The 25,504-nt window shown below is 45.0% G+C and carries 23 protein-coding genes; 5 read left to right on the forward strand and 18 right to left on the reverse strand.

Features of this window, described 5'->3' with window-relative positions; all coding sequences use genetic code 11:
* Positions 1 to 12: 12 nt before the first annotated feature.
* The 11 genes from pyrF to MSG35_RS09420 all read right to left on the reverse strand — a co-directional run bounded on the left by pyrF (position 13) and on the right by MSG35_RS09420 (position 11,619).
* Positions 13 to 708 carry an orotidine-5'-phosphate decarboxylase gene (gene pyrF / locus MSG35_RS09370; RefSeq protein ID WP_081228810.1) on the reverse strand — a complete coding sequence of 232 codons (696 nt, stop codon included), beginning with the start codon at positions 706 to 708 and terminating at the stop codon, positions 13 to 15.
* A gap of 125 nt (positions 709 to 833) precedes the next feature.
* On the reverse strand, positions 834 to 2,009 hold the full coding sequence (gene lapB, locus MSG35_RS09375; protein WP_016769333.1) for a lipopolysaccharide assembly protein LapB: 1,176 nt from the start codon (positions 2,007 to 2,009) through the stop codon (positions 834 to 836).
* Between the two features lie 12 nt (positions 2,010 to 2,021).
* Positions 2,022 to 2,294: a lipopolysaccharide assembly protein LapA domain-containing protein gene (locus MSG35_RS09380; protein ID WP_017066774.1), complete on the reverse strand. Its 273-nt coding sequence runs from the start codon at positions 2,292 to 2,294 to the stop codon at positions 2,022 to 2,024.
* A gap of 129 nt (positions 2,295 to 2,423) precedes the next feature.
* Positions 2,424 to 2,708 (reverse strand): integration host factor subunit beta, encoded by a 285-nt coding sequence (ihfB, locus tag MSG35_RS09385; RefSeq protein WP_017060238.1) that lies wholly within the window; start codon positions 2,706 to 2,708, stop codon positions 2,424 to 2,426.
* Positions 2,709 to 2,829: 121 nt separating this feature from the next.
* Positions 2,830 to 4,500 carry a 30S ribosomal protein S1 gene (gene rpsA / locus MSG35_RS09390; protein ID WP_010439921.1) on the reverse strand — a complete coding sequence of 557 codons (1,671 nt, stop codon included), beginning with the start codon at positions 4,498 to 4,500 and terminating at the stop codon, positions 2,830 to 2,832.
* A gap of 106 nt (positions 4,501 to 4,606) precedes the next feature.
* Positions 4,607 to 5,287, reverse strand: coding sequence for a (d)CMP kinase (gene cmk, locus MSG35_RS09395; protein WP_017060237.1), 681 nt, complete (start codon positions 5,285 to 5,287; stop codon positions 4,607 to 4,609).
* A gap of 293 nt (positions 5,288 to 5,580) precedes the next feature.
* Complete coding sequence (kdsB, locus tag MSG35_RS09400; protein WP_248383754.1) at positions 5,581 to 6,327, reverse strand: 3-deoxy-manno-octulosonate cytidylyltransferase; 747 nt, start codon at positions 6,325 to 6,327, stop codon at positions 5,581 to 5,583.
* Complete coding sequence (locus MSG35_RS09405; protein ID WP_004736429.1) at positions 6,327 to 6,506, reverse strand: Trm112 family protein; 180 nt, start codon at positions 6,504 to 6,506, stop codon at positions 6,327 to 6,329. Before MSG35_RS09405 ends, kdsB begins: the two co-directional genes overlap by 1 nt.
* Entirely contained in the window at positions 6,487 to 7,494 is a 1,008-nt protein-coding gene (gene lpxK, locus MSG35_RS09410) for a tetraacyldisaccharide 4'-kinase (protein WP_248383755.1), read from the reverse strand. Before lpxK ends, MSG35_RS09405 begins: the two co-directional genes overlap by 20 nt.
* A gap of 14 nt (positions 7,495 to 7,508) precedes the next feature.
* Positions 7,509 to 9,257 carry a lipid A ABC transporter ATP-binding protein/permease MsbA gene (gene msbA / locus MSG35_RS09415; protein WP_248383756.1) on the reverse strand — a complete coding sequence of 583 codons (1,749 nt, stop codon included), beginning with the start codon at positions 9,255 to 9,257 and terminating at the stop codon, positions 7,509 to 7,511.
* Between the two features lie 31 nt (positions 9,258 to 9,288).
* Entirely contained in the window at positions 9,289 to 11,619 is a 2,331-nt protein-coding gene (locus tag MSG35_RS09420; protein ID WP_248383757.1) for a DNA internalization-related competence protein ComEC/Rec2, read from the reverse strand.
* Positions 11,620 to 11,636: 17 nt separating this feature from the next.
* On the opposite strand from MSG35_RS09420, the gene MSG35_RS09425 reads away from it, so the two are divergent.
* Positions 11,637 to 12,149, forward strand: a complete 513-nt coding sequence (locus MSG35_RS09425) for a DUF2062 domain-containing protein (RefSeq protein WP_048658288.1) — start codon at positions 11,637 to 11,639, stop codon at positions 12,147 to 12,149.
* Between the two features lie 192 nt (positions 12,150 to 12,341).
* Here MSG35_RS09425 and lolE read toward each other — a convergent pair whose 3' ends face one another.
* Genes lolE through lolC form a run of 3 tightly spaced genes read right to left on the reverse strand, consistent with a single transcriptional unit; the run spans position 12,342 to position 15,480 of the window.
* Entirely contained in the window at positions 12,342 to 13,586 is a 1,245-nt protein-coding gene (lolE, locus tag MSG35_RS09430; protein WP_248383758.1) for a lipoprotein-releasing ABC transporter permease subunit LolE, read from the reverse strand.
* Positions 13,587 to 14,279: a lipoprotein-releasing ABC transporter ATP-binding protein LolD gene (lolD, locus tag MSG35_RS09435; protein WP_048614550.1), complete on the reverse strand. Its 693-nt coding sequence runs from the start codon at positions 14,277 to 14,279 to the stop codon at positions 13,587 to 13,589.
* A complete protein-coding gene (gene lolC / locus MSG35_RS09440) occupies positions 14,272 to 15,480 on the reverse strand; it encodes a lipoprotein-releasing ABC transporter permease subunit LolC (protein ID WP_248383759.1) in 1,209 nt (402 codons plus the stop codon). Before lolC ends, lolD begins: the two co-directional genes overlap by 8 nt.
* Positions 15,481 to 15,707: 227 nt before the next feature.
* Between lolC and MSG35_RS09445 the strand changes: the two genes are divergently transcribed.
* The 4 genes from MSG35_RS09445 (at position 15,708) to MSG35_RS09460 (ending at position 21,261) form a co-directional block, all read left to right on the forward strand.
* Positions 15,708 to 16,277, forward strand: coding sequence for a hypothetical protein (locus MSG35_RS09445; RefSeq protein WP_048614554.1), 570 nt, complete (start codon positions 15,708 to 15,710; stop codon positions 16,275 to 16,277).
* A gap of 6 nt (positions 16,278 to 16,283) precedes the next feature.
* On the forward strand, positions 16,284 to 19,745 hold the full coding sequence (mfd, locus tag MSG35_RS09450; RefSeq protein WP_248383760.1) for a transcription-repair coupling factor: 3,462 nt from the start codon (positions 16,284 to 16,286) through the stop codon (positions 19,743 to 19,745).
* A gap of 65 nt (positions 19,746 to 19,810) precedes the next feature.
* Positions 19,811 to 20,578 (forward strand): peptidoglycan binding protein CsiV, encoded by a 768-nt coding sequence (locus tag MSG35_RS09455; RefSeq protein ID WP_009847152.1) that lies wholly within the window; start codon positions 19,811 to 19,813, stop codon positions 20,576 to 20,578.
* Positions 20,579 to 20,715: 137 nt separating this feature from the next.
* On the forward strand, positions 20,716 to 21,261 hold the full coding sequence (locus MSG35_RS09460; RefSeq protein ID WP_248383761.1) for a GNAT family protein: 546 nt from the start codon (positions 20,716 to 20,718) through the stop codon (positions 21,259 to 21,261).
* A gap of 113 nt (positions 21,262 to 21,374) precedes the next feature.
* Here MSG35_RS09460 and MSG35_RS09465 read toward each other — a convergent pair whose 3' ends face one another.
* From MSG35_RS09465 to lpoB, 4 genes are all read right to left on the reverse strand, one after another.
* The gene (locus MSG35_RS09465) at positions 21,375 to 22,664 is read right to left on the reverse strand and encodes an NAD(P)/FAD-dependent oxidoreductase (protein WP_009847154.1); all 1,290 of its coding nucleotides are present in this window, start codon (positions 22,662 to 22,664) and stop codon (positions 21,375 to 21,377) included.
* A gap of 512 nt (positions 22,665 to 23,176) precedes the next feature.
* Positions 23,177 to 23,716, reverse strand: a complete 540-nt coding sequence (ycfP, locus tag MSG35_RS09470; protein ID WP_009847155.1) for an alpha/beta hydrolase YcfP — start codon at positions 23,714 to 23,716, stop codon at positions 23,177 to 23,179.
* Positions 23,717 to 23,824: 108 nt separating this feature from the next.
* Positions 23,825 to 24,679, reverse strand: a complete 855-nt coding sequence (locus tag MSG35_RS09475; RefSeq protein WP_248383762.1) for a phosphotransferase — start codon at positions 24,677 to 24,679, stop codon at positions 23,825 to 23,827.
* 173 nt (positions 24,680 to 24,852) lie between these two features.
* Positions 24,853 to 25,443 (reverse strand): penicillin-binding protein activator LpoB, encoded by a 591-nt coding sequence (lpoB, locus tag MSG35_RS09480; protein WP_017060223.1) that lies wholly within the window; start codon positions 25,441 to 25,443, stop codon positions 24,853 to 24,855.
* Positions 25,444 to 25,504: the final 61 nt, after the last annotated feature.

A 25,504-nucleotide genomic window follows, 5' to 3' on the forward strand; every position in this document is an offset into this window, starting at 1 on the left:
CTAAATATAGGCTTAAGCTAACGTACCGTTAATCTCTGCAAGCACAGCAGCAGGGTCTATAGCTTGCGTAATCGGACGGCCGATAACAAGGTAGTCTGAGCCTGATTCAATCGCTTTAGAAGGCGTCATGATACGCTTCTGGTCACCAACATCTGCGCCGACAGGACGAATACCTGGAGTAACTAGCTTGAACTCCTGACCAAGTGTACCTTTAAGTAAAGAAGCCTCTTGCGCAGAACATACAACACCGTCTAAGCCAGAGTTTTTCGTCAGAGAAGCCAAGCGCATCACTTGTTGTTGTGGCTCAAGATCAAGACCGATACCCGCTAAATCAGATTGCTCCATACTGGTGAGTACCGTTACACCGATTAACAGTGGACGGTCTTTGCCGTAAGGTTCTAAGATTTCGCGAGAAGCTGTCATCATACGCTCACCGCCACTTGCGTGTACGTTCACCATCCAAACACCCAGTTCAGCGGCAGCACGGACTGCTTTTGAACATGTGTTCGGGATGTCGTGGAATTTAAGGTCTAAAAATACTGAGAAACCACGCTTATGTAATTCACGAACAAATTCAGGGCCAAACAGGGTAAACATCTCTTTGCCCACTTTTAGGCGGCAAGATGCTGGGTCAATACGATCGACAAAGGCTAACGCATCCGCTTGATTATCATAATCCAAGGCTACAATGATTTTTTGGTCGTTCATTTCATCTCCTAACGCAGTTAACTTTCTAAATAATTTTCAATCACCTAAGCAGGTGATAAATAACAGTCATAAAAATGCAGCCCGAAAGCTGCAATTAATAATTTGGTCTTAAAATGACCACAAATCTATTCACCATCAAGCCCACGAATAGGCTTGATCGTCCCCCACCCTTTACATGAAGGGCAGTGCCAATACATTGAGTGTGTCGAGAAACCACACTGACGACAACGGTAATGAGGCTTAACCTTAAGCTGTTCACCAACCATAGATTGAAGTGTGGTTAAGCTGTCTTTTGCTCGGCCTTCTTCTGCTTCCGCTAGGTGGTAATCGATTAATCGATAAAAACCTTTCATGGTTGGGTTTTTAACAAGCTGCTTTGTCAGTAACTCTTGAGCAGAGCCTACATCTTCATGGTGAGCAACCAATTGCGCCAGCATCAGTTCGGCAGATACACCGGCTTTCTTCTGAATACACGCTTTGAGGAACTCGACCAATTGAGCTTCTTGTCCAAGCTTGTGGTAACACTCAGCAAGGGTTGGCAACACCTCACTGATAAAATCGATATCTTGTTCAAGTACCGATTCAAGACAATCAATTGTCTTTTGGTAATCTTCGTTCGCTAAGTGGAACTTCCCTAGTGCGATACTTGCGCGAACACATTTAGGGTCTTCAGAAAGCGCCTTCTTAAAATGCTGAAGCGCTTTAGAACGATTACCATCGGCTTGTTCTTGCATCGCAAGCTCACACCAGAAATGCGCAACGGTCGCACGCATCTTCATTTTTTTCTTGCCGAGCTTAACTAAGATATTTCCGTAATGGATAGCCTTGTTCCACTCACGGGTCTGCTGATAAATTGCCACCAACTGCTGTAAAGCGCCCTCTTTATGGTCAGGTTCTTCTACAAGTTGTTCAAAGATTTTTTCAGCGCGATCAAGGAAACCAGAGACCATATAGTCTTTGGCTAATTGTTGCAGTGCGAGGTTTTTCTGATCGAGGGTAAGCCCCGAACGAGAGATGAGATTTTGGTGAATACGAATAGCGCGGTCGACTTCGCCTCTTGAGCGGAACAAGTTGCCCAAAGCCAAGTGAGTATCGATGGTTTCATTGTCTACTTGAAGCAGCTCAATGAAGTGATCAACCGCTTTGTCAGATTGATCTGACAGTAATAGGTTCAAACCCGTCACGTATTGACGGGAGATCTGGTGTGATTGCTTTTGTTTTTCTTGCTGAGCATTACGATTACCCATATACCAGCCATAAGCGGCTGCGATGGGCAAAAGTAAGAACAGTAACTCTAACATCAAATATAGCCTTTAAGCTTTAGTATCAGCAGCGACCTGCTTTGATTGCTTATTGAGTTGCTTCTTCAAGCGATGAATTTTTAGCTGAGACCGCATGTGCATATTACCAAAGACTAACCAAGCAAGGGCGAAGCCTGAAACGAATACAACACCTAATAAACTTGAGAGGTGGAAGTCACCTTGCGCTAGCAGATAGTTGAAATTCACAGTTGTTTGGTTTTGAGAGCCTAAAGCCAGTGCAATTAGGAAAAGTGCGATAACGGCGACTATTTTTATAATTTTCATAGTTCATCACTCATTGGTTGGTTAGCTGTACGATTATGCAGGAAAATTACTAATCAGACCACCATATTATGGTCATAAAAAAGCGGCATACATTATAGTATGCCGCTTTTCTTCATTCCGATAAGTAGGCTACATTCCTGAGTTTACTCGTTCACGCAACTCTTTACCTGGTTTGAAGTGAGGAACGTATTTACCTTCTAACTCTACCTTGTCACCAGTCTTTGGGTTACGTCCAACACGAGGCTCACGATAATGCAGAGAAAAGCTGCCAAAACCGCGAATTTCGATTCGATCACCACTTTCTAGTGTTGAAGCCATATGCTCTAAAATGTCTTTTACAGCGTCTTCAATTTCTTTTGCAGAAAGATGCGTTTGCTCAGCGCATAGTCTTTCAATCAATTCAGACTTAGTCATAGTTACCCTCGTTGGTTTTCTTTTTAGAAATTATAGACCTATCGGAAAAATAAGCAAAAAAAAAGGAGCCTTACGGCTCCTTTCTTGGCTAGATAGCTATAATTCTCTTAATGAGAAGCTATTATTCGCCTTTAGCAGCTTTGAATGCGTCTGCCATTGCGTTACCGAACGCGCCTTCTTCAGACTTGTTCAGTGAAGCCATTGCTTCTTGCTCATCAGCTTCATCTTTAGCTTTGATAGATAGGTTGATTACGCGGTTCTTACGGTCTACACCAGTGAACTTCGCTTCAACGCTGTCGCCAACGCTTAGGATTAGAGATGCATCTTCGATACGGTCGCGAGAAACTTCAGAAGCGCGGATGTAACCTTCAACGCCTTCGATTAGCTCGATAGTAGCGCCTTTCGCGTCAACTGCAGTAACAGTACCGTTTACAAGAACACCTTTCTTGTTGTCAGCAACGTATGCGTTGAACGGGTCGTTTTCCATTTGCTTAACGCCAAGAGAAATACGCTCACGCTCTGCATCTACTGCTAGAACAACAGCAGAGATTTCGTCGCCTTTCTTGTATTCACGTACAGCTTCTTCGCCGGCAGCGTTCCAAGAAATGTCAGATAGGTGTACAAGACCGTCGATACCGCCTTCTAGACCGATGAAGATACCAAAGTCAGTGATAGACTTGATCTTACCAGTAACTTTGTCGCCCTTAGCTTGCATTTCTGCAAATGACTGCCATGGGTTAGCTTTACACTGTTTCAGACCTAGAGAGATACGACGACGTTCTTCGTCGATATCAAGAACCATAACCTCAACTTCGTCGCCAACATTAACAACTTTAGAAGGGTGGATGTTCTTGTTAGTCCAATCCATTTCAGAAACGTGTACTAGACCTTCAACGCCTTCTTCGATTTCAACGAAGCAGCCGTAGTCAGTTAGGTTTGTAACACGACCAGAAAGCTTGTGACCTTCTGGGTAACGCTTAGCGATTGCTACCCATGGATCTTCGCCTAGTTGCTTAAGACCTAGTGAAACACGAGTGCGCTCACGATCGAACTTAAGAACTTTAACTAGGATTTCGTCACCAACGTTAACGATCTCTGATGGGTGCTTAACGCGCTTCCAAGCCATATCAGTGATATGTAGAAGACCGTCAACACCGCCAAGGTCAACGAATGCACCGTAGTCAGTAAGGTTCTTAACGATACCTTTAACTTCAGTACCTTCTTGTAGAGTTTCAAGAAGTTCGTCACGCTCAACACTGTTTTCAGATTCGATAACAGCACGACGAGAAACAACAACGTTGTTACGCTTCTGGTCTAGCTTGATTACTTTGAACTCTAGCTCTTTGTTTTCTAGGTGAGCAGTGTCACGGATAGGACGTACGTCTACTAGAGAACCTGGAAGGAAAGCACGGATACCGTTAAGTTCAACAGTGAAACCGCCTTTAACTTTACCGTTGATGATACCAACAACAGTTTCAGCTTCTTCACAAGCTTTCTCAAGTACGATCCAAGCTTCGTGACGCTTAGCTTTCTCACGAGAAAGTTGAGTTTCACCGAAACCATCTTCAACAGCGTCTAGAGCTACGTCTACTTCAGCACCAACTTCAACTTCAAGTTCGCCAGCAGCGTTCTTGAATTGTTCAGCAGGGATAGCAGATTCAGACTTAAGACCAGCGTCTACAAGAACGAAACCGTTCTCGATAGCTACTACAGTACCTTTAACGATGCTGCCTTGTTGGAATTCAGTTTCAGATAGAAACTCTTCAAAGAGTTGAGCAAAAGATTCAGTCATTATTTAATCTTCAATAATTAAACGTCCATGGGTATCCTACCGCATGGGGTTGATAAATTCGCCAGTCATCATCCTTGCGACCAACGTTCGTACTAGCTCGGCGAAATTACCCAGCCAGTTTCGATTCAATATAGTGTAGTGCTTTTTCTACTACCTGCTCAATATTCATTGAGGTGGAGTCAAGCACTAGAGCATCCTCTGCAGGGCGAAGTGGCGCCACTGGGCGATTACGATCTCGGTCGTCTCGCTCTTGGATCTCGCTCAAAAGGTCGTCAAATTTAACATCTAACCCCTTCTGTTGCAACTGTTTAAGGCGGCGACTCGCACGCTCTTCAGCACTTGCATCTAAAAATATTTTCGCTTCAGCTTCAGGAAACACAACCGTTCCCATGTCACGGCCATCTGCAACCAAACCAGGCGCAGCGCTGAATGCACGTTGACGACGAAGCAGTGCTTCGCGAACGCGAGGTAAAGCAGCAACTTTTGAAGCCGCCATGCCTGTCTCTTCTTTGCGAAGTTCACCAGACACATCTTCACCTTCTAGGATAACCTTAACTAAGTCGCCTTCAGCAATAAACTGCACGTCTAAGTGTGTAGCAAGCGGTACTAAAGCATCTTCTGATTCAGTATCTACACCATGGTGAATTGCCGCTAAAGCCAATACGCGATAGATCGCACCTGAGTCTAGAAGATGAAAGCCTAGCTTATCTGCTAGCAACATACACAGGGTACCTTTACCTGCACCACTTGGTCCATCAACCGTAATCACTGGGCTTTGAGAAGGCATCTTTTACTCCACGTCTTGTCGTAAGTTTTATTCTGTACTAGCGATTCGCCACTACATTTATAGGCGGCATATTATAGAGAAAAATTGGAACTCGAGCGAGGTAAATCTCAGATAATTCCGTGTTGATGATGCGTAAACCAATGCAACTATCTCAATATCCGTTTGCTTAGGTCAATAAGACACGCACGCGCTTTTCGATAGCGTACTTTTCGATAGATAGAAAAAAGCCTCGCAATAGGCAAGGCTCATCATTTTTCATTTTGTAGAGCAAACAAGAACTCGCTCAACGAAGCTTAGCCAATAATAGCTCGAACCGCTTCGAGGTCTTCAGGCGTATCAACACCAGCAGCCGGCGCTTCCGCCGCAACGTCGACGTGGATTTTTTCACCGTACCAAAGTACTCGTAATTGCTCTAGGCACTCAATACGTTCAAGAGTGCTTGGTTCCCAATTAATGTAGGTATTGATAAAACCCGCTCGGTAAGCATAGATACCAACATGACGAAGCAAAGGAGATTTCGCTGCAGTACCGTTGTTCGCATAAGCATCGCGATCCCAAGGGATGGTTGCTCGGCTAAAATACAAGGCGTAACCGTCTTTATCGGTTACAACTTTAACGGCGTTAGGGTTAAACACTTCATCAGCATGAGTGATTTCCACACCTAACGTTGCCATCGGAGCTGTACTGTTAGCAAGATTGTTGGCAACCTGATTAATGATCGAAGGTGGGATAAGTGGCTCATCACCTTGAACATTCACGATAATATGATCATCAGGAATCTTCATAACTTCAATCACTTCAGCTAGGCGTTCAGTGCCTGACTCATGATTCGGTGATGTCATACAAACGGTCGCGCCAAATGCTTTAGCCGCTTTTTCAACTCGAGCGTCGTCAGTAGCGATAATAACGTTATCGGCACCCGCTTTCATTGACTGTTCGTATACCCATTGAATCATCGGCTTTCCACCAATGTCAGCAAGTGGCTTCCCTGGCAAACGGCTCGATTGGTATCTTGCAGGTATAACAACCGTATAAGACATTACTTACCCTCATCCATAGAAACGGTGCGAGCTTCAGGTTCTAAAAGAACAGGAATACCCTCTTTAATTGGGTAAGCAAGGCGATCAATTTTACAAACAAGCTCTTGCTTATCCTTGTCAAAAGTTAGTTTACCTTTACATACAGGGCAAGCAACGATCTCAAGTAGACGGTGATCCATAGTATTCCATAACCTCTTTTATTCTTTTTAAAATTTGCTGTTGCGAATCTTCATCGAACTGCGCAGAAACGGGAAGATACCACCAGTTATCTTGAGCATATTCTTCGCATTTTACAGCGTCTTTTTCTGTCATAATCAGATTCATACCTTTCTTAGCTAAGGCATGAAGTTCATCTTTATCAAAATCTTGATGGTCGGCGAAACCCTTTGTGAAAACCACATCACCATCAAGATCTTCCAATGTTTTAAAAAAGCGCGGTGGATGGCCAATACCGGCAAAAGCCACCAGCTTGTGTAATTCTGCCACAGACCTTTTCTGACCTGTTTTCAGGTTAACCGCTTGGCTTGGAAGCAAAGACATCGAGAACTCTCGCCCATGCACTTTACCGCCATTGTTAACCAAAAAGTCGACTTCATCTAAACGAGACACAGGCTCTCGTAATGGACCTAAAGGAATCAAGCTCTCGCTACCAAAGCGTCTTGCGCCGTCGATAACTGCAAATTCAATATCGCGTTCAAGCGCGTAATGCTGAAGGCCATCGTCAGTGATGATCACATCAACGCCTTTGCTCAGCAATGCTTTCACTGCATTAGCGCGTACAGGGTCGACTGCGACTGGCGCACCAGTTCGCTTACGAATCAAGCGAGGTTCATCACCCGAATGCTCAGCTGGGGTATTTTCATCCAACACCAACGGATAGCTTGGTGCTTTTGCACCGTAGCCACGAGACACGACTCCGGGTTTAAAGCCGTGAGCCTGAAGCATCTCAACTAACCAAATCACAACCGGCGTTTTACCATTTCCGCCAGCGGTAATATTGCCCACAACAATCACAGGTAAAGGCGGGCGGTAGGTCTCTTTCTTCCCAGAGAGGTAAGCATCACGACGTTGACCACTAATCAATTTGAACAGCAGACTCAGTGGCCACAATAGCGGCCAGAGAAGATATTTCAACGGGTGATTGTTAAACCAAATCTTTTCGATCACAACAAGACCTAATCTTATCCGCTGAACTGAATTCGATGTAATTGTGCATAAGCACCATCATGCGCGATTAACTCAGCATGTGCGCCCCTTTCTACAATATGACCATCATCAACCACTAGAATCTCATCAGCTTGCTCGATCGTAGAGAGTCGGTGTGCGATAACTAATACTGTTTTGTCCTTCTGCAGTTCTTCTAGTGCAGATTGAATCGCTCTCTCTGACTCGGTATCCAGTGCAGACGTTGCCTCATCAAGAATCAAAACTGGTGCATCTCTCAATAGCGCTCGTGCAATCGCAATACGCTGTCTTTGACCACCAGAAAGACTCGCGCCATTCTCGCCCACAACCGTATCAATGCCATTTTCCATGCCATCGATAAACTCACTTGCATGAGCAAGCTTAGCCGCGTATTCGATCTGTTCACGTGAATACTGTTCTTCTGCTGCGTAAGCGATGTTGTTAGCCACCGTATCGTTAAACAGATGCACATTTTGAGAAACGAGAGCAAAGTGCTCACGCAGATTTCTCAATTCGTAATCACGAATGTCGTGGCCATCAAGCTCAATTGAACCAGAGTCTACGTCATAAAAACGAGTAAATAGGTTGGCAATGGTACTCTTACCCGAACCCGATCGCCCAACAAGCGCTACGGTCTTACCTTTTGGTATGTTGAAGCTGACCTTATCGAGTGCTGGTTTCTCTGCGCCCTCGTAAGTAAACGTCACATCTTTTACAGCCACTTCACCCGTTACAGTTTCAGGTTTCAACGTTCCTTTGTTTTGCTCGGTATCTAGATCCATTAAGCCAAATAGAGTCGTACTCGCAGCCATACCTCGTTGGAATTCAGACGTTACGTTAGTTAATGCCTTCAACGGACGTAATAGACCAAACATTGCAGAGAAGACAACGGTAAACGTACCAGGAGTAAGCTCGGCTTTAATAGAATCGACACTAGCAAGGAATAGAACAACAACAATCGCAACTGATGCAATCATTTGAATAATCGGGTTAGCGGCCGCTTGAGCAGTGATTAGCTTCATGCTTTGCTGGCGCATTTGGTTACTAACTTTATCAAAGCGGTGCTTTTCTAGATCTTGACCACCGTAAGTTAGAACCACTTTATGCCCTTTCAGCATTTGTTCAGCTGAAGAAGCAACGTGACCCATGCTGGTTTGCATGTTCTTAGAGATCTTTCGGAATCGCTTCGATACGATACTGATCGCCCACGCAACCAAAGGCGCGACAGCAAATAACACCAAAGACAACTGCCAGCTATTCCAGAACATCAGCGTCAACAAGCCAATAATACTTGCACCTTCACGGACAATACTGACTAACGCTTTACTGGTTGCTGCAGACACTTGCTCTGAATCGTAAGTAATTCGAGATAGCAATGCGCCTGTCTGTTCCTTATCGAAGAAAGAAACAGGCATGTGCATGAAATGGCTGAAAATTTTACGACGAATTTCCATCACCACATTGCCAGAGACCCAGCTCAAACAATAGGTTGAAACAAAACCACTGACGCCACGAACGAACATCATGGCAAAGATAATAAGTGGAAGTGTGCGTAAAAAGTCAGATTCAGCATTACCAAAGCCTTCATCAAGTAACGGCTTTAGTAAGGAAATCATATAGGTATCAGAAACGGCATTTATAATAAGCGCAATTACCGCAACACCTAGGCCGGCCTTATATAGTCGAATATAAGTCCAAAGTCTTTTAAATGTGACCCAGGTAGTTTCATCTGTTTGTGTTGACATAGAATCGCTTAATTTTCTCACAATAATCTATCTATTCTACTCCCTTACGGAGCATCTGCCTATACCACTGCCCGCCTTGTTGTTCTCTAATCGCATGATATTGCCAACCTTCTTTGCTAAAAGTGATGGTTATTTGTCCGCTTTCTCCAGTATCAAGCCAAGTACTCCCCGCTTCCTGATAGCGTTCAATAACAGACTCACTAGGCATTCCCCATTGATTGCCTTTGGCAAGAGAAGCTATTGCCAGCTGAGGAGACACCGCCTCAATAAACGGCTTAATCGATGACGAATCGCTACCATGATGCGGAACCAACATGACATCACTCCTTAGCTGTTCTCCTTCACGAGCAAGTAACCACTCACTTACCAGTTCAATATCACCAGTGAGCAACATTGAGAAATCAGCACTATGATCTGAGATCTTGACCACACATGAATGTGGGTTATACGCCCTCTTCACTTGCTTAGGCGGCCACAACACCTCAAAAACAACATCTTGCCAGTTCCAAACCTCTCCAATAGTACATGTTTGAATATTAGACGGGGCTTGAGTGGTAGATTGGCGTTCTTGAATAATGTTCTGACTGGTTCGTATCCACTTTGGCATATAGTTCTCAAGTAACGCCGGATAACCACCAGCATGGTCAGAATCGAAATGACTCACAATCACGCCTTCTAATTCAAAAATCCCCCTTTGGTTTAAAGTAGGAATCAACAAGGACTCAACAACCGAGCCTCCTGGCCACGCATTACCAAGATCATAAACGACAATCTGATTGTTCTTTTCTAAAACCAAAGACAACCCATGCCCAACATCCAAGATGTCTATGGTTAGCTTGTCTTGCTGAGGTTTACCGAACTCCCCCCACAACACGAACACTGCAGTTACCAATATCGATAATGTTCGCTTGAAATACCGACTAACAAAGCTCAAGAACAAGATAAGGAATACTGATAATGCAATCGTCTGGTTATCGACTTGGATCCAAAATCGCTCAGAGAAAGGAAGACTAAATACGAGAGGCTCAAGCGACAAGTCGACCAACTTCCACAGCTGGCTAACCAAGCCATTGTCTAGCGCCGTTATACCAACCACGCCAGACACTGACTCCGACATTAAGCTTAGAAACATTGCCAGAAACAACAGCGGGATCGTCACCATCGATACCCAAGGCAAAAGGAACAAGTTGTAGAAAACAGAGACTAAACTGACTCCTTTAAAAAACAACATCGAGAAAGGCGCGATCAGGAATGTCAGCATCAGTTGAATTTTAATCAGTTGGAGTGCACGGTCGATAAATGTAAAGGTTGAAGCTGAGCGCTGTGTATTTAACGCGATATAGAGAACAGCGCCCAATGCACCAAAGGACAACCAAAAGCTGCTCGACAAGGCTGAAAACGGCCAAATCAGCAGAACCACGCACAGACTTAAAGCGACATACCGAAGCAAACTGATATTCTGCCCACGCCACAAAAAATAACTGGCGATGACGCACATCACTAAAGCTCTTAAAGTTGGCAGCGTGAATCCAGCAAACCAACTGTAGAAATAGGCCAAGCAGAGCCCGAACATCGTAGGAAGCCAAAGATATGAAGGTGAAAGTAACCTGAATATCTTGCCTAACTGATAACCGAAACCAAAGGCAATCCCGATATGGAGTCCCGAGATAGCCATCAAATGAATTAAGCCACTACTTTTAAGTAAATCCCACCGCTGAGGATGAATGAGCTCCCGATACCCAAAGCTTAAAGCCATAATGAGGTCTTGGTTTGCCAGCCGACTTAACCTTTCAAGGCTGGTTTCAAACCATTGGGCTCGCAAGTTGGTGCTAGAGTGTATTCGATATTTGGTATCGGCCCTGTAAGTTGCATTGGCAACCACGCCAGCACTAAACAAGTACTTTTCTAAATCGAAGCCTGCTTCATTGAGTTTGCCCCATACCGGCTTTATGGACACAGATAAATTGACATCATCTCCAAGCGTTAACTTAAAAGGGGTGAATAAACGCAATTTTATCAATTGAGGAGAGATTAATTTTTCGCCGCCAATTGATCTGGCTACTATTACGCTTTCAAAACCGTGGCTATTTTCACTAAAAAGGCTAACAACCGAAGCATTTATGGTAGTATTCTGCCCTGATTGGAATAAGCGACTCGTCTGTATTTCAATCGTATTCCCTAGGCAGATAACCAGTATCAATGCTGTTACTGGACCTCTTGCACTCCGGAAAACGCTATACTTTGTTGATGCTAGCAGTAGCAACAGCATCAATGGTGCCCAAACCCAATGTGGCATCACAGGCCAGAAGCTGGCAGACACAACTGTCGCAGCAAATGAAATCAAGAACCAAGTGTTAAACAAGAGAGTAGCTTCCTCCTATGCCAAGAAAGTTTATCAAACGATTTATGCCTGACCATGAGTTAATCAAGCGTCAGAAAGCATTGAAAGTTTTTGGCAATGTTTTGTACAACCCCAACTTATGGTGCCTTAATCGTCGCTCTGCGGCTGGCGCGTTCGCTGTTGGGTTATTCATGGCGTTTGTCCCTCTACCAAGTCAAATGATTATGTCTGCAGGCCTTGCCGTCGCATGTGGCGTTAATCTGCCTCTGGCTGTCGCACTTGTTTGGATCAGTAACCCGGTCACCATGCCCGTTCTCTTCTACTTTGCTTATAAAGTCGGGGCGTTTGTTATGCATGTTCCGCCGCAAGCCTTTCACTTCGAGCTGTCTTGGGACTTCATCTTGGCGCAGATGAGCACCATTGGGCCTCCGTTCTTATTGGGTTGTCTGATTTGTGGGGTGGTTTCAGCAATGACTGGCTACTTTGGTATTCGCGGTTTATGGCGTTACTCAGTAGTAAGAAGTTGGAAAAAGCGACAAGCAAGGTACTGAACGACCGTTCCTTGTCATTCAATCTAACCTTGTATGCGCTTCACTTAAAATGCACACAAGTTAAAATCAGATGAGCCGCTGACCTCTGCAAGATTGGCATGTAACGAAAGTCGTAAAGAACACGAATTGAATTCAATAAAAAAGGATCCCATTGGGATCCTTTTTTGTATCTACTAGAGAACTGACTGCTGATTATTTAGAACTAAGCACCGAGGCCGGATTTAACTTCGCCGCTCGTGATGCTGGATACCATGTCGCCAGCAAACTCAACACAATCGCAGTACCGGACACAACAACAACATCCGTCATATCCAACTGTGATGGCAAAAAGTCGACAAAGTAAATGTCACCGGACAAGAACTGGTGATCGACCAGCTTTTCAAGCCCTTTAATAAGCGTAGTGAGGTTAAGTGCCACCAACACACCTATCGCACTCCCCACTAAACTGCCTAACACACCTGAGAATACGCCCTGCCAAACAAAGATGCGCTTCACTAGACCATCTGATGCACCCATGGTTCTTAAGATCGCGATCTCTGATGCTCTGTCTTTCACTGCCATCATTAAAGTCGAGACAATATTGAAACAAGCGACGCCAATAACCAGTACCATCACCAGATACATGATGGTGCGAACCAATTGGATATCTCGATACAAGAAGCCAAACTTCTGTTGCCAACTTCGTAGATACACGTACACATCAAGCTGATTGCCCACTTCGCGCACAATAGAGTTCGCGTTCAGCACATCGGTCACTTTTAAAGAGACTCCAGTCACCGCTTCACCTAAGTTTGCGTAGACTTGAGCATCACCAATAGGGATTAGAGCCAAGCTGTGGTCTATCTGACCATTAAGCGTCAGCAAACCCACCACTTTCACTCGAACACGTTTTGGCGCCTGAACCTTCACAGAACCATTCACCGTTGGAATCATCAAAGTCAGATAATCACCGACTTTAGCGCCAAGCACATCTGCTACACCTGAGCCCAAGATGATCTGTTGTTGCCCCGACTTAAATTCACTCCAAGCTTGTTTATCGATGAAGTTAGACAAGCTCGAGACTTCTTGCTCACGCTTAGGGTCAACGCCGCGCACTTCGATCGCTTTCAACTCTTTGCCCTTTTCAGCAAGCGCTGTAATTTTCACATAAGGCGCAGCTGACACAACCTTGTCGTTTTTTTCGGACTGTTCGATCACATGTTCCCAGCGAGTTACTGGCTCGTTCACGCCCTCAAACTCACCGTGTGGAATAACAGAAAGCACGCGTGATTCAAGCTCACGCTCAAAACCATTCATGGCCGATAGGCCGATAATGATCACAGCGACACCAACCGCAATGCCGATTGTCGAAGACAAAGAGATGAACGACACCATCTTGTCTCGCTGTTTCGCTCGGCTAAATCGACCGCCTATCAATAGAGATAAAGAAGAAAACACTTAGCTCTCCTCTTTTTCTACGTTAACCAACAAACCATCTTGCATGTGAAGTTGACGGTCCATCTTGCCCGCAAGTTCACCATCGTGGGTTACCACCAAGAAAGCAGTATCGTATTCACGGTTCAGTTCACGCATTAAGTCGTAAATAGACAGTGCGGTGTTATGGTCTAGGTTACCGGTTGGTTCATCCGCCAACACTAACGCAGGCTTATTCACCAATGCACGAGCAATCGCTACACGTTGTCTCTCACCACCAGAAAGCTCTGAAGGTCGGTGATCAACACGATGACTCAATCCAACTTTATCCAACAGGCGTTGCGCTTCTTGTTTTGCTTTCGCTGGCTTTTCACCACCAATCAGCAACGGCATTGCTACGTTTTCTAACGCTGAAAAGTCAGATAGAAGATGATGGAACTGATAGACAAAGCCAAGATGTTGGTTGCGAAGCTTGGCCTGCTTATTCGAGCTCAGAGATGCTAAATCTTGACCAAGAAAACTTACGCTACCCGCAGAAGCATCATCCAATGCCCCTAAAATATGCAATAACGTACTTTTACCCGACCCAGAGGTACCGATGATTGCTACTAGCTCACCCTTTTCGATTTCAAAGCTGACTCCCTTGAGCACCTCAGTATCTAACGAGCCTTCACGGTACGTTTTACGGATATCATTACATTGAAGAAAATTACTCATAACGAAGGGCCTCAGCAGGTTTCACAGACGATGCACGATAAGAAGGGAATACAGTAGCAATCAGGCTAAGTGCAATAGCCAGAACCACAACAACAGCGATTTGAATTGGGTTAATCAGAATTGGTAGCTGGCCACCAAATGAGAATAGAGCAACGCCCATCGCCTCTAAAATAGCATTAAGGTTCATCGCTAGGGCAACGCCTAACACACCACCAGAGAGCGCCCCAATCACGCCACTACTTGCGCCTTGAACCATGAAGATCCCCATGACTTGACCATCAGTCATGCCTTGGGTCTTAAGAATCGCGACTTCAGACTGCTTCTCCATCACCACCATGATAAGTGCCGAGATGATATTGAAAGCAGCAACACCGATGATAAGCCCAAGCATTAAGCCCATCATATTTTTTTCCATACGAACGGCTTGGAATAGCTCGCCACGTTGGTCTCGCCAGTCACTCCACAACCAACCTTCTGGCAATGGCTGAGTTGATAACTCTGCCACTTCAAACGGGTCTTCAAAAAACAGTCTCCAACCGGAAATGGTGTCTGATTTATAGCGCATCAAACGCCCAGCATCTTTAATATCTGTCACCATCAGTTGAGCGTCGATATCAGAACCTGTGTTGAAAATACCGGCAACGGTGAAATTTCGTTGGCTTGGAATACGACCTAATGGGGTGTATTGGCTAGCGCTGGTCACCATCAGGCGAATTTTGTCACCCATAGAAACTTTCAAGTTTCTCGCCAAAGTATGACCGAGGAACAACTGATATTGACCCGCTTTAAGTGAAGACAATCGACCTGCAATTAAGTGGTTCTGAAGAGGGTCATCTGAATTAGGTTCAATACCGATTAATAGCCCCGCAGATAACTGAGCCGGACTCTGAATCACTGCCTCACTTCGGACAATCGGTTCAACGTGACCATTAAGCGAGATTTGCTCTGCAAAATTAGGCGCTTGGGCAGAAAGAGAGGTAGTGCCACCTTGCTCATAAACCACCGCTTGAGGAAGAACACCAAGAATTCGGTCTTTTAACTGCGCTTCGAATCCATTCATTACCGATAAAACAGTAACCAAAGACAGCACACCAATGGTGATACCTGCCGTCGACATATAAGAAACAAAACGGCTAAAGCGATCACCTGAACGGCCTTTCAAATAGCGTAGGCCAACAAACAACGAAATAGGATGAAACATACTTTGAACCATCTAAAGGGGATGCGGGTTAATGTAACGGGTATTGCTGTTACTGTGTAGGGGTTAATTGAAAATATAGAGTGAATTAACTCAATTAGTTAGGCTTGAAAAACAGAACCTTGTCAAATTACCAAATTTCAAACAACTATTTGAGACTTTCAATTAACTGATCTTGATTACTGCGGCCACATAGCGATAATCAATAGATCACTTCAAGGAACTAACGCATGACAGAACAAGAGTTTTTCACCGTTCACCATAGCCTTACCGCTAATATTGAACCAATGGACAGCGGCTTCACTTTACCTTCTCAAATTCAATTCGAATCTGAGATCCCAGCACCATTTGTGGTGGCAAGTGAATTTAGCCAATTGGATCTGTTAGCTGACAGTGCTCGTGCTGAACTGAAAAACAGCGACTTGAAGAATGTCACCAGTTTATTGGATGCACAAAACTCAAAATTAAACCTCTTGTTGAGCTTTATGTTATCGCAGCAAGATGATGAGAAATTTCGCACTCACACCTATTCATTTGGTGCGAGTCAGTTTTCCTGCTTTTCAAAAGCAGACATCGAACCGGGTCGCTTAGTAAAAGCCAAACTTTTCCTAGAGCACCCAGCTGCAGCTATTTATTGCTACGCAGAAGTCTTTGCTAGCGAAGCGAAAGACTCAGGTTTCGAAATCAAATTTAAATACGCTCATCTTCGCGATACCGACCAAGACCTGCTAATTAAAGCGGCACTTCATCAACAACAGAAACTCTTGCGTCAACGCTCTCTAGACCGAGATAACAAGTAAATTAACATGACCAAAAAATCCATATTTACACTACCTAAACTTAAAGGTGCCGGTGACAAAAAGCACATCGGTAACCTAGTCGGTTCGTCTCTCGCTCTTGCCATTGCCAAACTCGCAGAGCAACACAACAGCCATACCGTCTTGGCTGTGCCCGACCCACAAGTTGCTCTTAAGCTTCAATCTGAAATTGAACAGTTTACGGCACATGAAGTTGCGTTATTCCCTGACTGGGAAACGCTGCCATACGATAGCTTCTCGCCGCACCAAGAGATCATCTCAGATCGTATCGCTCGCCTTTATGCACTGCCAACACTAAAAGATGGCATCACGATCGTTCCGATCAGCACGTTATTGCAACGCCAGTCACCGCGAGACTTTTTACTACAACACACGTTAATGGTGAAAACGGGCGATCTCTACTCGCTTGAGAAACTGCGCTTGCAGCTTGAAAAGTCAGGCTACCGTTACGTTGATCAAGTGTTTGGCCCAGGTGAATACGCAAGCCGTGGTTCTATTCTCGATCTGTTCCCAATGGGCAGTAAAGACCCGTATCGAATCGATTTTTTCGATGACGAAATCGACACTATTCGTACTTTCGATCCTGAAAACCAGCGTTCTATCGAAGACATCTCTGAGATCCGCCTACTGCCTGCTCACGAATTCCCGACCTCGGAAACAGCGATTGAAGATTTCCGTATTCGTTGGCGCCAACAGTTTGATGCGCGCCGCGAACCAGAATCGGTTTATATGCAGGTTTCAAAAGGTACTTGGCCTGCTGGTATCGAGTATTGGCAGCCGCTGTTCTTTGATCACACTGAAACCTTGTTTGATTACGTTGCCGATGAAGCGCAACTGCTGATTCTAGGTGATGTCGAGACTGCAGTAGATTCATTCCTAACGGACGTTGCTCATCGATACGAACAGCGCGGTGTAGACCCATTACGACCACTGCTTACGCCTGAACAACTATGGCTGAAGAAAGACGAGCTGTTCGCACACTTCAAACAGAAGCCACAAGTCAATCTGAGCTTAGATTCAATTGAAGAAAAAGCCGGACGTACCAACCTTCCGGTTGTGTCTCTTCCTGATCTCAGTGTTCAACATCAGAATAAAGAACCACTCGCAAACCTAAGAAAGTTCACTGAAGCCTTCGAAGGAAAAGTGGTCTTTTCAGTTGAATCTGAAGGTCGTCGTGAAGCTCTGAGTGAATTACTTCGAGGCATTAAAGTTCGTCCAAGCGAAGCTGAAAACCTCGATGCGGCGATTAAAGGTAAAGATAAGTTCAGCCTGATCCTAGGGTCAGCGGAACATGGCTTTATCCACGAAGAGCAAAACATCGCCCTTATCTGTGAAAGCGACCTGTTGGGTGATCGCGTTGTTCAGCGCCGTAAGAAAGACAAGAAAAGCGTTAATAGCGATACTGTAATTCGTCACTTAGCCGAACTTAAACCGGGTCAACCTGTCGTGCACATTGACCACGGTATTGGTCGCTACATCGGCTTGCAAACACTCGAAGCCGGCGGCATGAAAACCGAATACGTAACACTTGAATATCAAAACGATGCCAAGCTCTACGTACCAGTTGCCTCTCTAAACTTAATCGGACGTTACTCTGGGGGCGCTGAAGATTCAGCACCTCTACATAAACTCGGTGGCGAAGCGTGGCAAAAAGCTCGTAAACGCGCCGCAGAGAAAGTCCGTGACGTTGCAGCAGAGCTACTTGATGTTTACGCCAAGCGAGAGCTAAAACCTGGCTACAAGTTTGTGCTCGACCGTGGCCAATATGCGACTTTCAAGTCTGGCTTCCCGTTTGAAGAAACCGATGACCAAGCAATGGCCATCAATGCCGTTATGTCGGATATGTGCCAAGCCAAAGCCATGGACCGTTTGGTGTGTGGTGATGTTGGCTTTGGTAAAACCGAAGTCGCGATGCGCGCAGCATTCGTTTGTACCGACAACAGCAAACAAGTCGCGGTGTTAGTGCCAACTACCCTACTTGCTCAACAACACTTCGAAAACTTCCGCGACCGTTTTGCCAACTTGCCGATTCGTGTCGAAGTTCTGTCTCGATTCAAATCAGCCAAAGAACAGAAATTAATCATGCAAGATGTCGCCGACGGTAAGGTCGATATCTTGGTTGGCACTCACAAGCTACTTTCGAGCGATATTAAGTTCAAAGACCTTGGCTTGCTGGTTGTCGATGAAGAGCACCGATTTGGTGTGCGTCAGAAAGAGAAAGTAAAAGCGATGCGTGCGGATGTCGACATCTTAACGTTAACTGCAACGCCTATCCCACGAACGCTGAACATGGCGATGAGTGGTATGCGTGACTTGTCTATCATCGCGACGCCGCCAGCGCGACGTTTAGCAATCAAAACCTTCGTTCGCGAAAGTGATGATGCCATCGTAAGAGAAGCGGTGCTGCGTGAAATCATGCGTGGTGGTCAGGTTTACTTCCTGCATAACCAAGTCGACACGATTGAGAAAACAGCTGAGTCACTTCAGAAGTTGATTCCAGAAGCACGCGTTACTGTGGCTCATGGCCAGATGCGTGAGCGCGAACTGGAACGCATCATGAATGACTTCTACCACCAGCGCTTTAACTTGTTGGTGTGTACAACCATCATTGAAACCGGTATCGACGTACCAACGGCAAATACCATCTTGATGGACAGAGCCGATAACCTTGGTTTGGCACAGTTACACCAATTGCGCGGCCGTGTGGGTCGTTCTCACCACCAAGCTTATGCTTACTTGTTAACGCCACATCCAAAGGCAATGACCAAAGATGCGATTAAGCGACTAGACGCGATTGCTTCACTTGAAGATTTAGGTGCAGGTTTCACCCTAGCCACTCACGATTTAGAGATTCGAGGTGCCGGTGAGCTATTGGGCGATGAGCAGAGTGGTCAAATCCAGTCAGTTGGTTTCACCTTGTACATGGAGATGCTTGAACAAGCGGTTGAAGCATTGAAAGAAGGTCGAGAGCCATCGCTTGATGACCTACTACGTGAACAAACTGAAATTGAGATGCGTCTGCCAGCACTATTGCCAGATGACTACATCCCAGACATCAACACGCGCTTATCAACGTACAAACGTATAGCGAGTGTGAGTGACACCGATGAATTGGCAGAGTTGAAAGTCGAGTTGATTGATCGCTTCGGCCTTCTGCCTGATGCAACCAAGAACTTGTTGTCGGTTTCTGAGCTAAAATTAGCCGCAGCGTCTATCAAAGCGAAGAAAATTGAAGCTCACGATAAGGGTGGATTCTTAGAATTCTACCCGGATGCTGACATAAACCCGGCCTACCTTGTTAAACTGTTGCAATCTCAACCGCAAAAGTTTTCAATGGAAGGACCAACAAAGTTCAAGTTTACGATATCATTGGTCGACAGACGGAAACGAATTCAATTTGTTAGTGATTTATTGGGCGAATTCAGACAAAACTTGCTGCCTTCAGCATAAGACCCAATCCCCACTTGCACATATAAATTATCCAGCCGGTAGTTCGGCTGGAAGACGGAGTAAAAATGAAAAGACTGATCCCACTGCTACTATTGTTCGTCTCACTGCCAAGTTTGGCGCAGAGACAATTTGATATAGAAGTGATCATTTTTAAGCGCGCTGTTGATGCAGAGAAGGTGAACGAATCTTGGCCAAATACACAGCCTAAGATTTCACTTGAACGCGTTGGTTCATTTCAAGATACCCAATACCGAGCAAAGAAAGGCGTTCAAATGCTACCTTACTCGGAATACAAGTTAACGCCTCAGAAAGACAAGCTACGTAAACACGCTGGCTTTGAAGTTCTGATGCATACCGCTTGGCGTCAAGGCGACCAAGGTAAGAGCTCTGCACCTGTTTTCCATATTCAAGCAGGTAAAGATTTCTCTAAACAGTTTAATGCTGATGGCTCTGAAAAAGGCGCAATCACTACAGGCAGCGCTGATGGGTTCCAAGAAGAGACCATTGATAAGCCACTCTACGAATTAGACGGCAAGCTGCAAATCTACGTTCAGCACTACCTATACGCTGAAACGACATTAGATTTAAAAGCGCCAAGCGTTCGTGAAGTAACTCTACAAGAGCAACAAATCGAGCTAGATTCACCAGTAAGTGGCGCAGAAAGCAACGTCCAAGTGGGCAACCTAACTGAGATTTCTCCGACGGTTGAAGTCCAAGAGTTCCTTAAGAGCTACCGCATGGACCAGAAACGTCGTATGCGCAGCACAGAAACTCACTACCTTGACCACCCACTTCTTGGAATGGTAATTCAAGTTAGACGTGTAGCGCAGTAAGTTACTTGCCGATTCGGCTATAATTATATAAATAATTCAATCCGCCCTCCAAGTGAGGGCGTTTTATTAAGTGCTATTTATCTTTATTCTGTACTGACTCTCTTTGTTCAGTACTTACACGTTACTTGGTACGTCTTATGAGCCCTGAATTTCAGATCAACACACAAAACCTTAGCCTTAAAATCATTGAGGCCTCAGATGCTCAAGAATTTTCTCAGCTGGTTAAGTCCTCACCTAGCTTGTTGCCATGGGTCGACTGGTGTCATAGCGAGTTTTCTATCGTCGAAGCCGAGAAGTTTATTCTGGCGACTCGCCTGAACTGGGTCAAAGCCGATGCGTTTGGCTTTGGCATCTTTGAACGACAAAGCGATAAGTTAGTCGGTATGGTTGCCATTAATGAGCTTTACCACACCTTTAATATGGCGAGTTTAGGTTATTGGGTCGGTGATGACTTTCAAAGGAGAGGGATCGCCAAAGAAGCAATGCTCGCCCTATTTGAATTTTGCTTCGCGCAACTCAAGTTAACGCGTTTGGAGGTTGTCTGCGATACCGAGAACCTACCTAGCCAAAAGTTGATAGAGAAGTGTGGCGCAGAACGAGAAACCATTGCCAAGAATCGATTTTTGTTTAACGGTAAGCCAAAAGATGGCGTGGTTTATTCTGTGCTACCTCCAACGTCTTAACAGCAGAAATGAGTTCAACACATGCGATAGTACGTAATCGACACGATCAAAAAAAGAGCTCCGAAGAGCTCTTTTTTATTATCAGCGTAATGACCTTAAAGGCTTACCTGATTTTAGTGAAGCTTTAGGTTTGGACGAAGTACGCGGTTAATACGACCAACCAACATCATCAGTGATGTTTTGATTAAGCCGTGAAGCGCCATCTGGTGCATGCGATACAAAGAGATGTAAACCACACGAGCAATACGACCTTCAACCATCATCGAGCCTTTCGTCAGGTTACCCATCAAGCTACCTACCGTAGAGAAACGGCTTAGTGAAACTAGCGAGCCTTTATCTTTGTAGATGTAATCTTTCAGGTCACGACCGTTCAACTTAGCAATGATGTTGCTGAATGCACAGCTTGCCATTTGGTGAGCCGCTTGTGCACGTGGTGGAACGAATGAACCATCTGCTTGTGTACATTGCGCCAAGTCACCGATCGCAAAGATGTTGTCATCCAGTGTTGTTTGCAGCGTGTTCTTCACAACCAACTGGTTGATACGGTTGGTCTCAAGGCCACCGATATCTTTCATGAAATCTGGTGCTTTGATGCCTGCTGCCCATACCATGATTTGAGCTGGGATCTTGTCGCCATCTTTGGTTGTTAGGCCGTCAGAATCCGCCTGAGTCACCATCGTATTCGTACGAACGTTCACACCAAGCTTGGTTAGCTCAGAGTGTGCTGCACTTGAAATACGAGGAGGTAGAGCTGGAAGAATACGCTCACCCGCTTCAACTAGGTTTACGTTCAGCTTGCTTGAATCTAGGTCGCCGAAGCCGTAAGTACGAAGCTCTTTAACTGCGTTGTGTAGCTCTGCAGAAAGCTCTACACCTGTTGCACCCGCACCAACAATCGCGATGTCTACCGTGCCTTGACCGTTCTTAGCGTGAAGCTTTAAGAACTGGTTGTTCATTTCTGTACGGAAACGGTGTGCTTGCTCTGGACTATCAAGGAAAATACAGTTGTCACGAACGCCTGGAGTGTTGAAGTCGTTTGACGTTGAGCCTAGCGCCATCACAAGAATATCGTATTCAAGTTCACGGCTTGGCATCAGCAGTTCACCGTGCTCATCAGTCAGCTCGCTTAGTGCAATCACTTTACGCTCACGATCGATGTCGTTCAGGCTGCCCATTTGGAAATCGAAGTAATGGTTTTTTGCGTGTGCACGGTAGCTTAGTGCATCAACACCTTCATCCAGTGAACCAGTTGCTACTTCATGAAGTAATGGTTTCCATAGGTGGCTTGCTTTACGGTCTACCAGAGTAATCTGGGCACGTTTCTTACGACCTAAAGTGCGGCCTAGCTTAGTTGCTAGCTCTAAACCACCAGCACCGCCGCCTACTACGATAATTTTTGTCACAATGACAATCCTCTACAAAATGAATAAATGGGGTTCGGCTCGATTACTCCAACCGATAAATTCTATGTATCTACTCGGCCTTGAATGCGAAGGCTGTTACAAATTGGGTTACCGCGAAAAAGAATAACGACAGCTCACCGAGTAGTTAGAGGGGTTACAAACAACAAATAATGGTTTGTTGCTTTGCTCACGTGGATAAAAAAGGTGACTACCTGAGAGGCAGAACACAAATTATGGGCAAGTTTTTTCACTCGCTCTCAATTTTTTTTGATATTTGTCAAAATATTTTGCTTGGGAACATTATATATAGCAAAAAGATGACCGCAACAAAAAAATCCTTACCCTCAATGAGGATTCGCGACTAATTAGTTAACGTTTGCGCAAACTGATCTATAAATGCACAAACCGACCGATAAAACATATACAACTACTTTATCAATACCAATCTCTAAGATTCAGATGTGAAAAAGCAGCACTCATTGAGCACTGCTTTTATAAAACATCTGGATTGATTAAGCGTTTTTGAACGCTTTCATTGCTTGAAGATGTTGAGAGATCTTTTTGAATTTATGACTCTCTTTCTCATCCCAGATTACATCGTAGTAATCTTCTAGCGCGGCAGCTGTTTTAGTATTGTCGTGAATTTCATCTTCACGAGAAAGCACCACTAAACAGCGTCCTTTGTTTTTCATACGGTACTGAGCAACACATTTAGTTGCGATGTCTTCGTATTCTTCTGGACGGTCAATTCGACCTACCATGTTGTTCTCAGGGTGCAGATTAGGGTTAAACACCACCTGCTTAATCCCACATAAGAAACCAATACGCTCAGACCAAAAACCACCTAAACCTACACCACAAATAATGGGATGCGGATCATCGGATTGCTCTATCACTTTATGCACTTCTTTTAGCAGATGCTGCATATCGTGTTTTGGATGCAAAGTACTGTAGTTGATGAAACGAACGTCATCATCAATGAATTGCAACTGCAGTATTTTTTCGTGATTGCCCGGGCTTGTTGAGTCGAAGCCATGTAGATAGATAATCATTGTACCTCCCCCGTTGAATATTGGTACGTTTTGATCAATCTAACACGAAAAACAAGGTTTTAAAGGTAACAGCTGAGAAATTATATTTTTCACTTCCTAAACGTGATCCTAGCTACATAAAGTGTGACTCAGAGCCTCCGCTTCACGCAGATAACTTTCATCGCCCCAAAGCTGATGAGCAAGTAAATACCATAGCATCGCCATCATCTGGCTTCTTGGTAACCATGCTTCTACGCCGTCAAGCCAAGGCTGAACATCATGGATGCCTCGCAGCTGACAGTACTTCTCAACCGCTTCTGTGACTGGCACGCCAGCAACCCCAATGGTTAATGTTAAATCGAGCCTAGGGTCTGCGAGCGCAGCGTATTCCCAATCAATAATCTTAATGCCGTCACTGTTTCTCACTAGGTTATAACCACCTAAGTCAAAATGGCACAAAGACAGGTCAACATTGGTAATACTCGGAGCCACGCGCCACTCTTGATAAATCTTAGTGCAGGCTTCGGTCTTATGAATCGCATCAAGCTGCAGCCAGTAATGGTCGACTCGCGCCGTGAAACTGAATGGTTGCAGTGGTAATCGCGCAGTATTAACCAGATGAACAGAGATCAGCGTTTTCAACAGGTCATCGAGTTCTAGATCTTCGTAAAGTGTCTCACCCGCAATCCACTCAACCAGTAACCCCTGCTCATTCACTACCATTGGGCTTGGTCCGATACCGAGTCGCTCAATGGCAGACAGCACTTGGTACTCTTCATGACGAGAGATGAAGAACGCTTTGGTGATAGGTGTGGTTGGCCGCCAAACATACGCAGTACCATCGGCATCAACCAACTTCCAACATCGATTGGTCAAACCGCCGGTTAATGTCTGAGCTCTAACTGGAGGCTCAGAAAAGTAACCGTCAAGCGAACTCAAACTGGTATCAAGAAGCTTAGCCTCAGACCAAGAAAAAATTGCCATATTTACTCCCTATAAACGTCTTAACTGCCCTATAAACGCCTTCATTCCCTACAAAAAAGACACTGACCAAAAGCCAGTGTCTCTTCATAAACAGCGCATCATGCACTGCATTGGCGTGTGACCAAGCTATACGCTGTCAAAACTGGCCGCGTATAGTTGGCAAGTAAGCGAAATTAAAGGCCTAGTAGACTCTTAGATTGTTGCTTACGGATTTCAGTCTCGTCAGCCCATTCAATCAAGCCAGACTCAAGATCCATTAGACGCATCGTCATTTTGTAGTATACGTCTTCATCGCTACCCGCTTTCTTAACGATGCTTGATAGGTTGCCGTACAGCATGTACTGAGCACCAACCATTTTACCAAATTGAATCGCTGAACTTTGGTTTACAAGCTCATCGTTGTTTTGGAAGTTCAATTGGTCACGAACAGACTCTACACGGTCCATATCAACGAAACGGAACTTACCAGAGTTCAACATCTTCGTACTGATAGTGTCAGTGATTGACTCAGTATCGATGTGCTCACTTGTTTTGTTCTTGATTCGCTCTACAAACACGATTGGACGCTGTTCACGAGTAATGTAAGACACAGAACCAGACGCCATCATGCTATCGACCATTTCACCCGCAATCGTTTGAAGGTCAGTTGAACCGAAATCGATTGTCGTGGTTTCTACTGCTTGTGCATCACCGTAGCTTACCTTGTTTGAACAACCGCCTAAAATAACCGCTAAACCTAGTAGCGCAATGACACTCTTTTTCATTTTGTTTCCTCAACTTATCACTGAGCGGGGTTACCCACACTCTTAAATTCTTGTATTTACG

It is taken from the genome of Vibrio sp. 1CM23M (assembly GCF_023161755.1).
Lineage (GTDB): Bacteria > Pseudomonadota > Gammaproteobacteria > Enterobacterales > Vibrionaceae > Vibrio > Vibrio coralliirubri.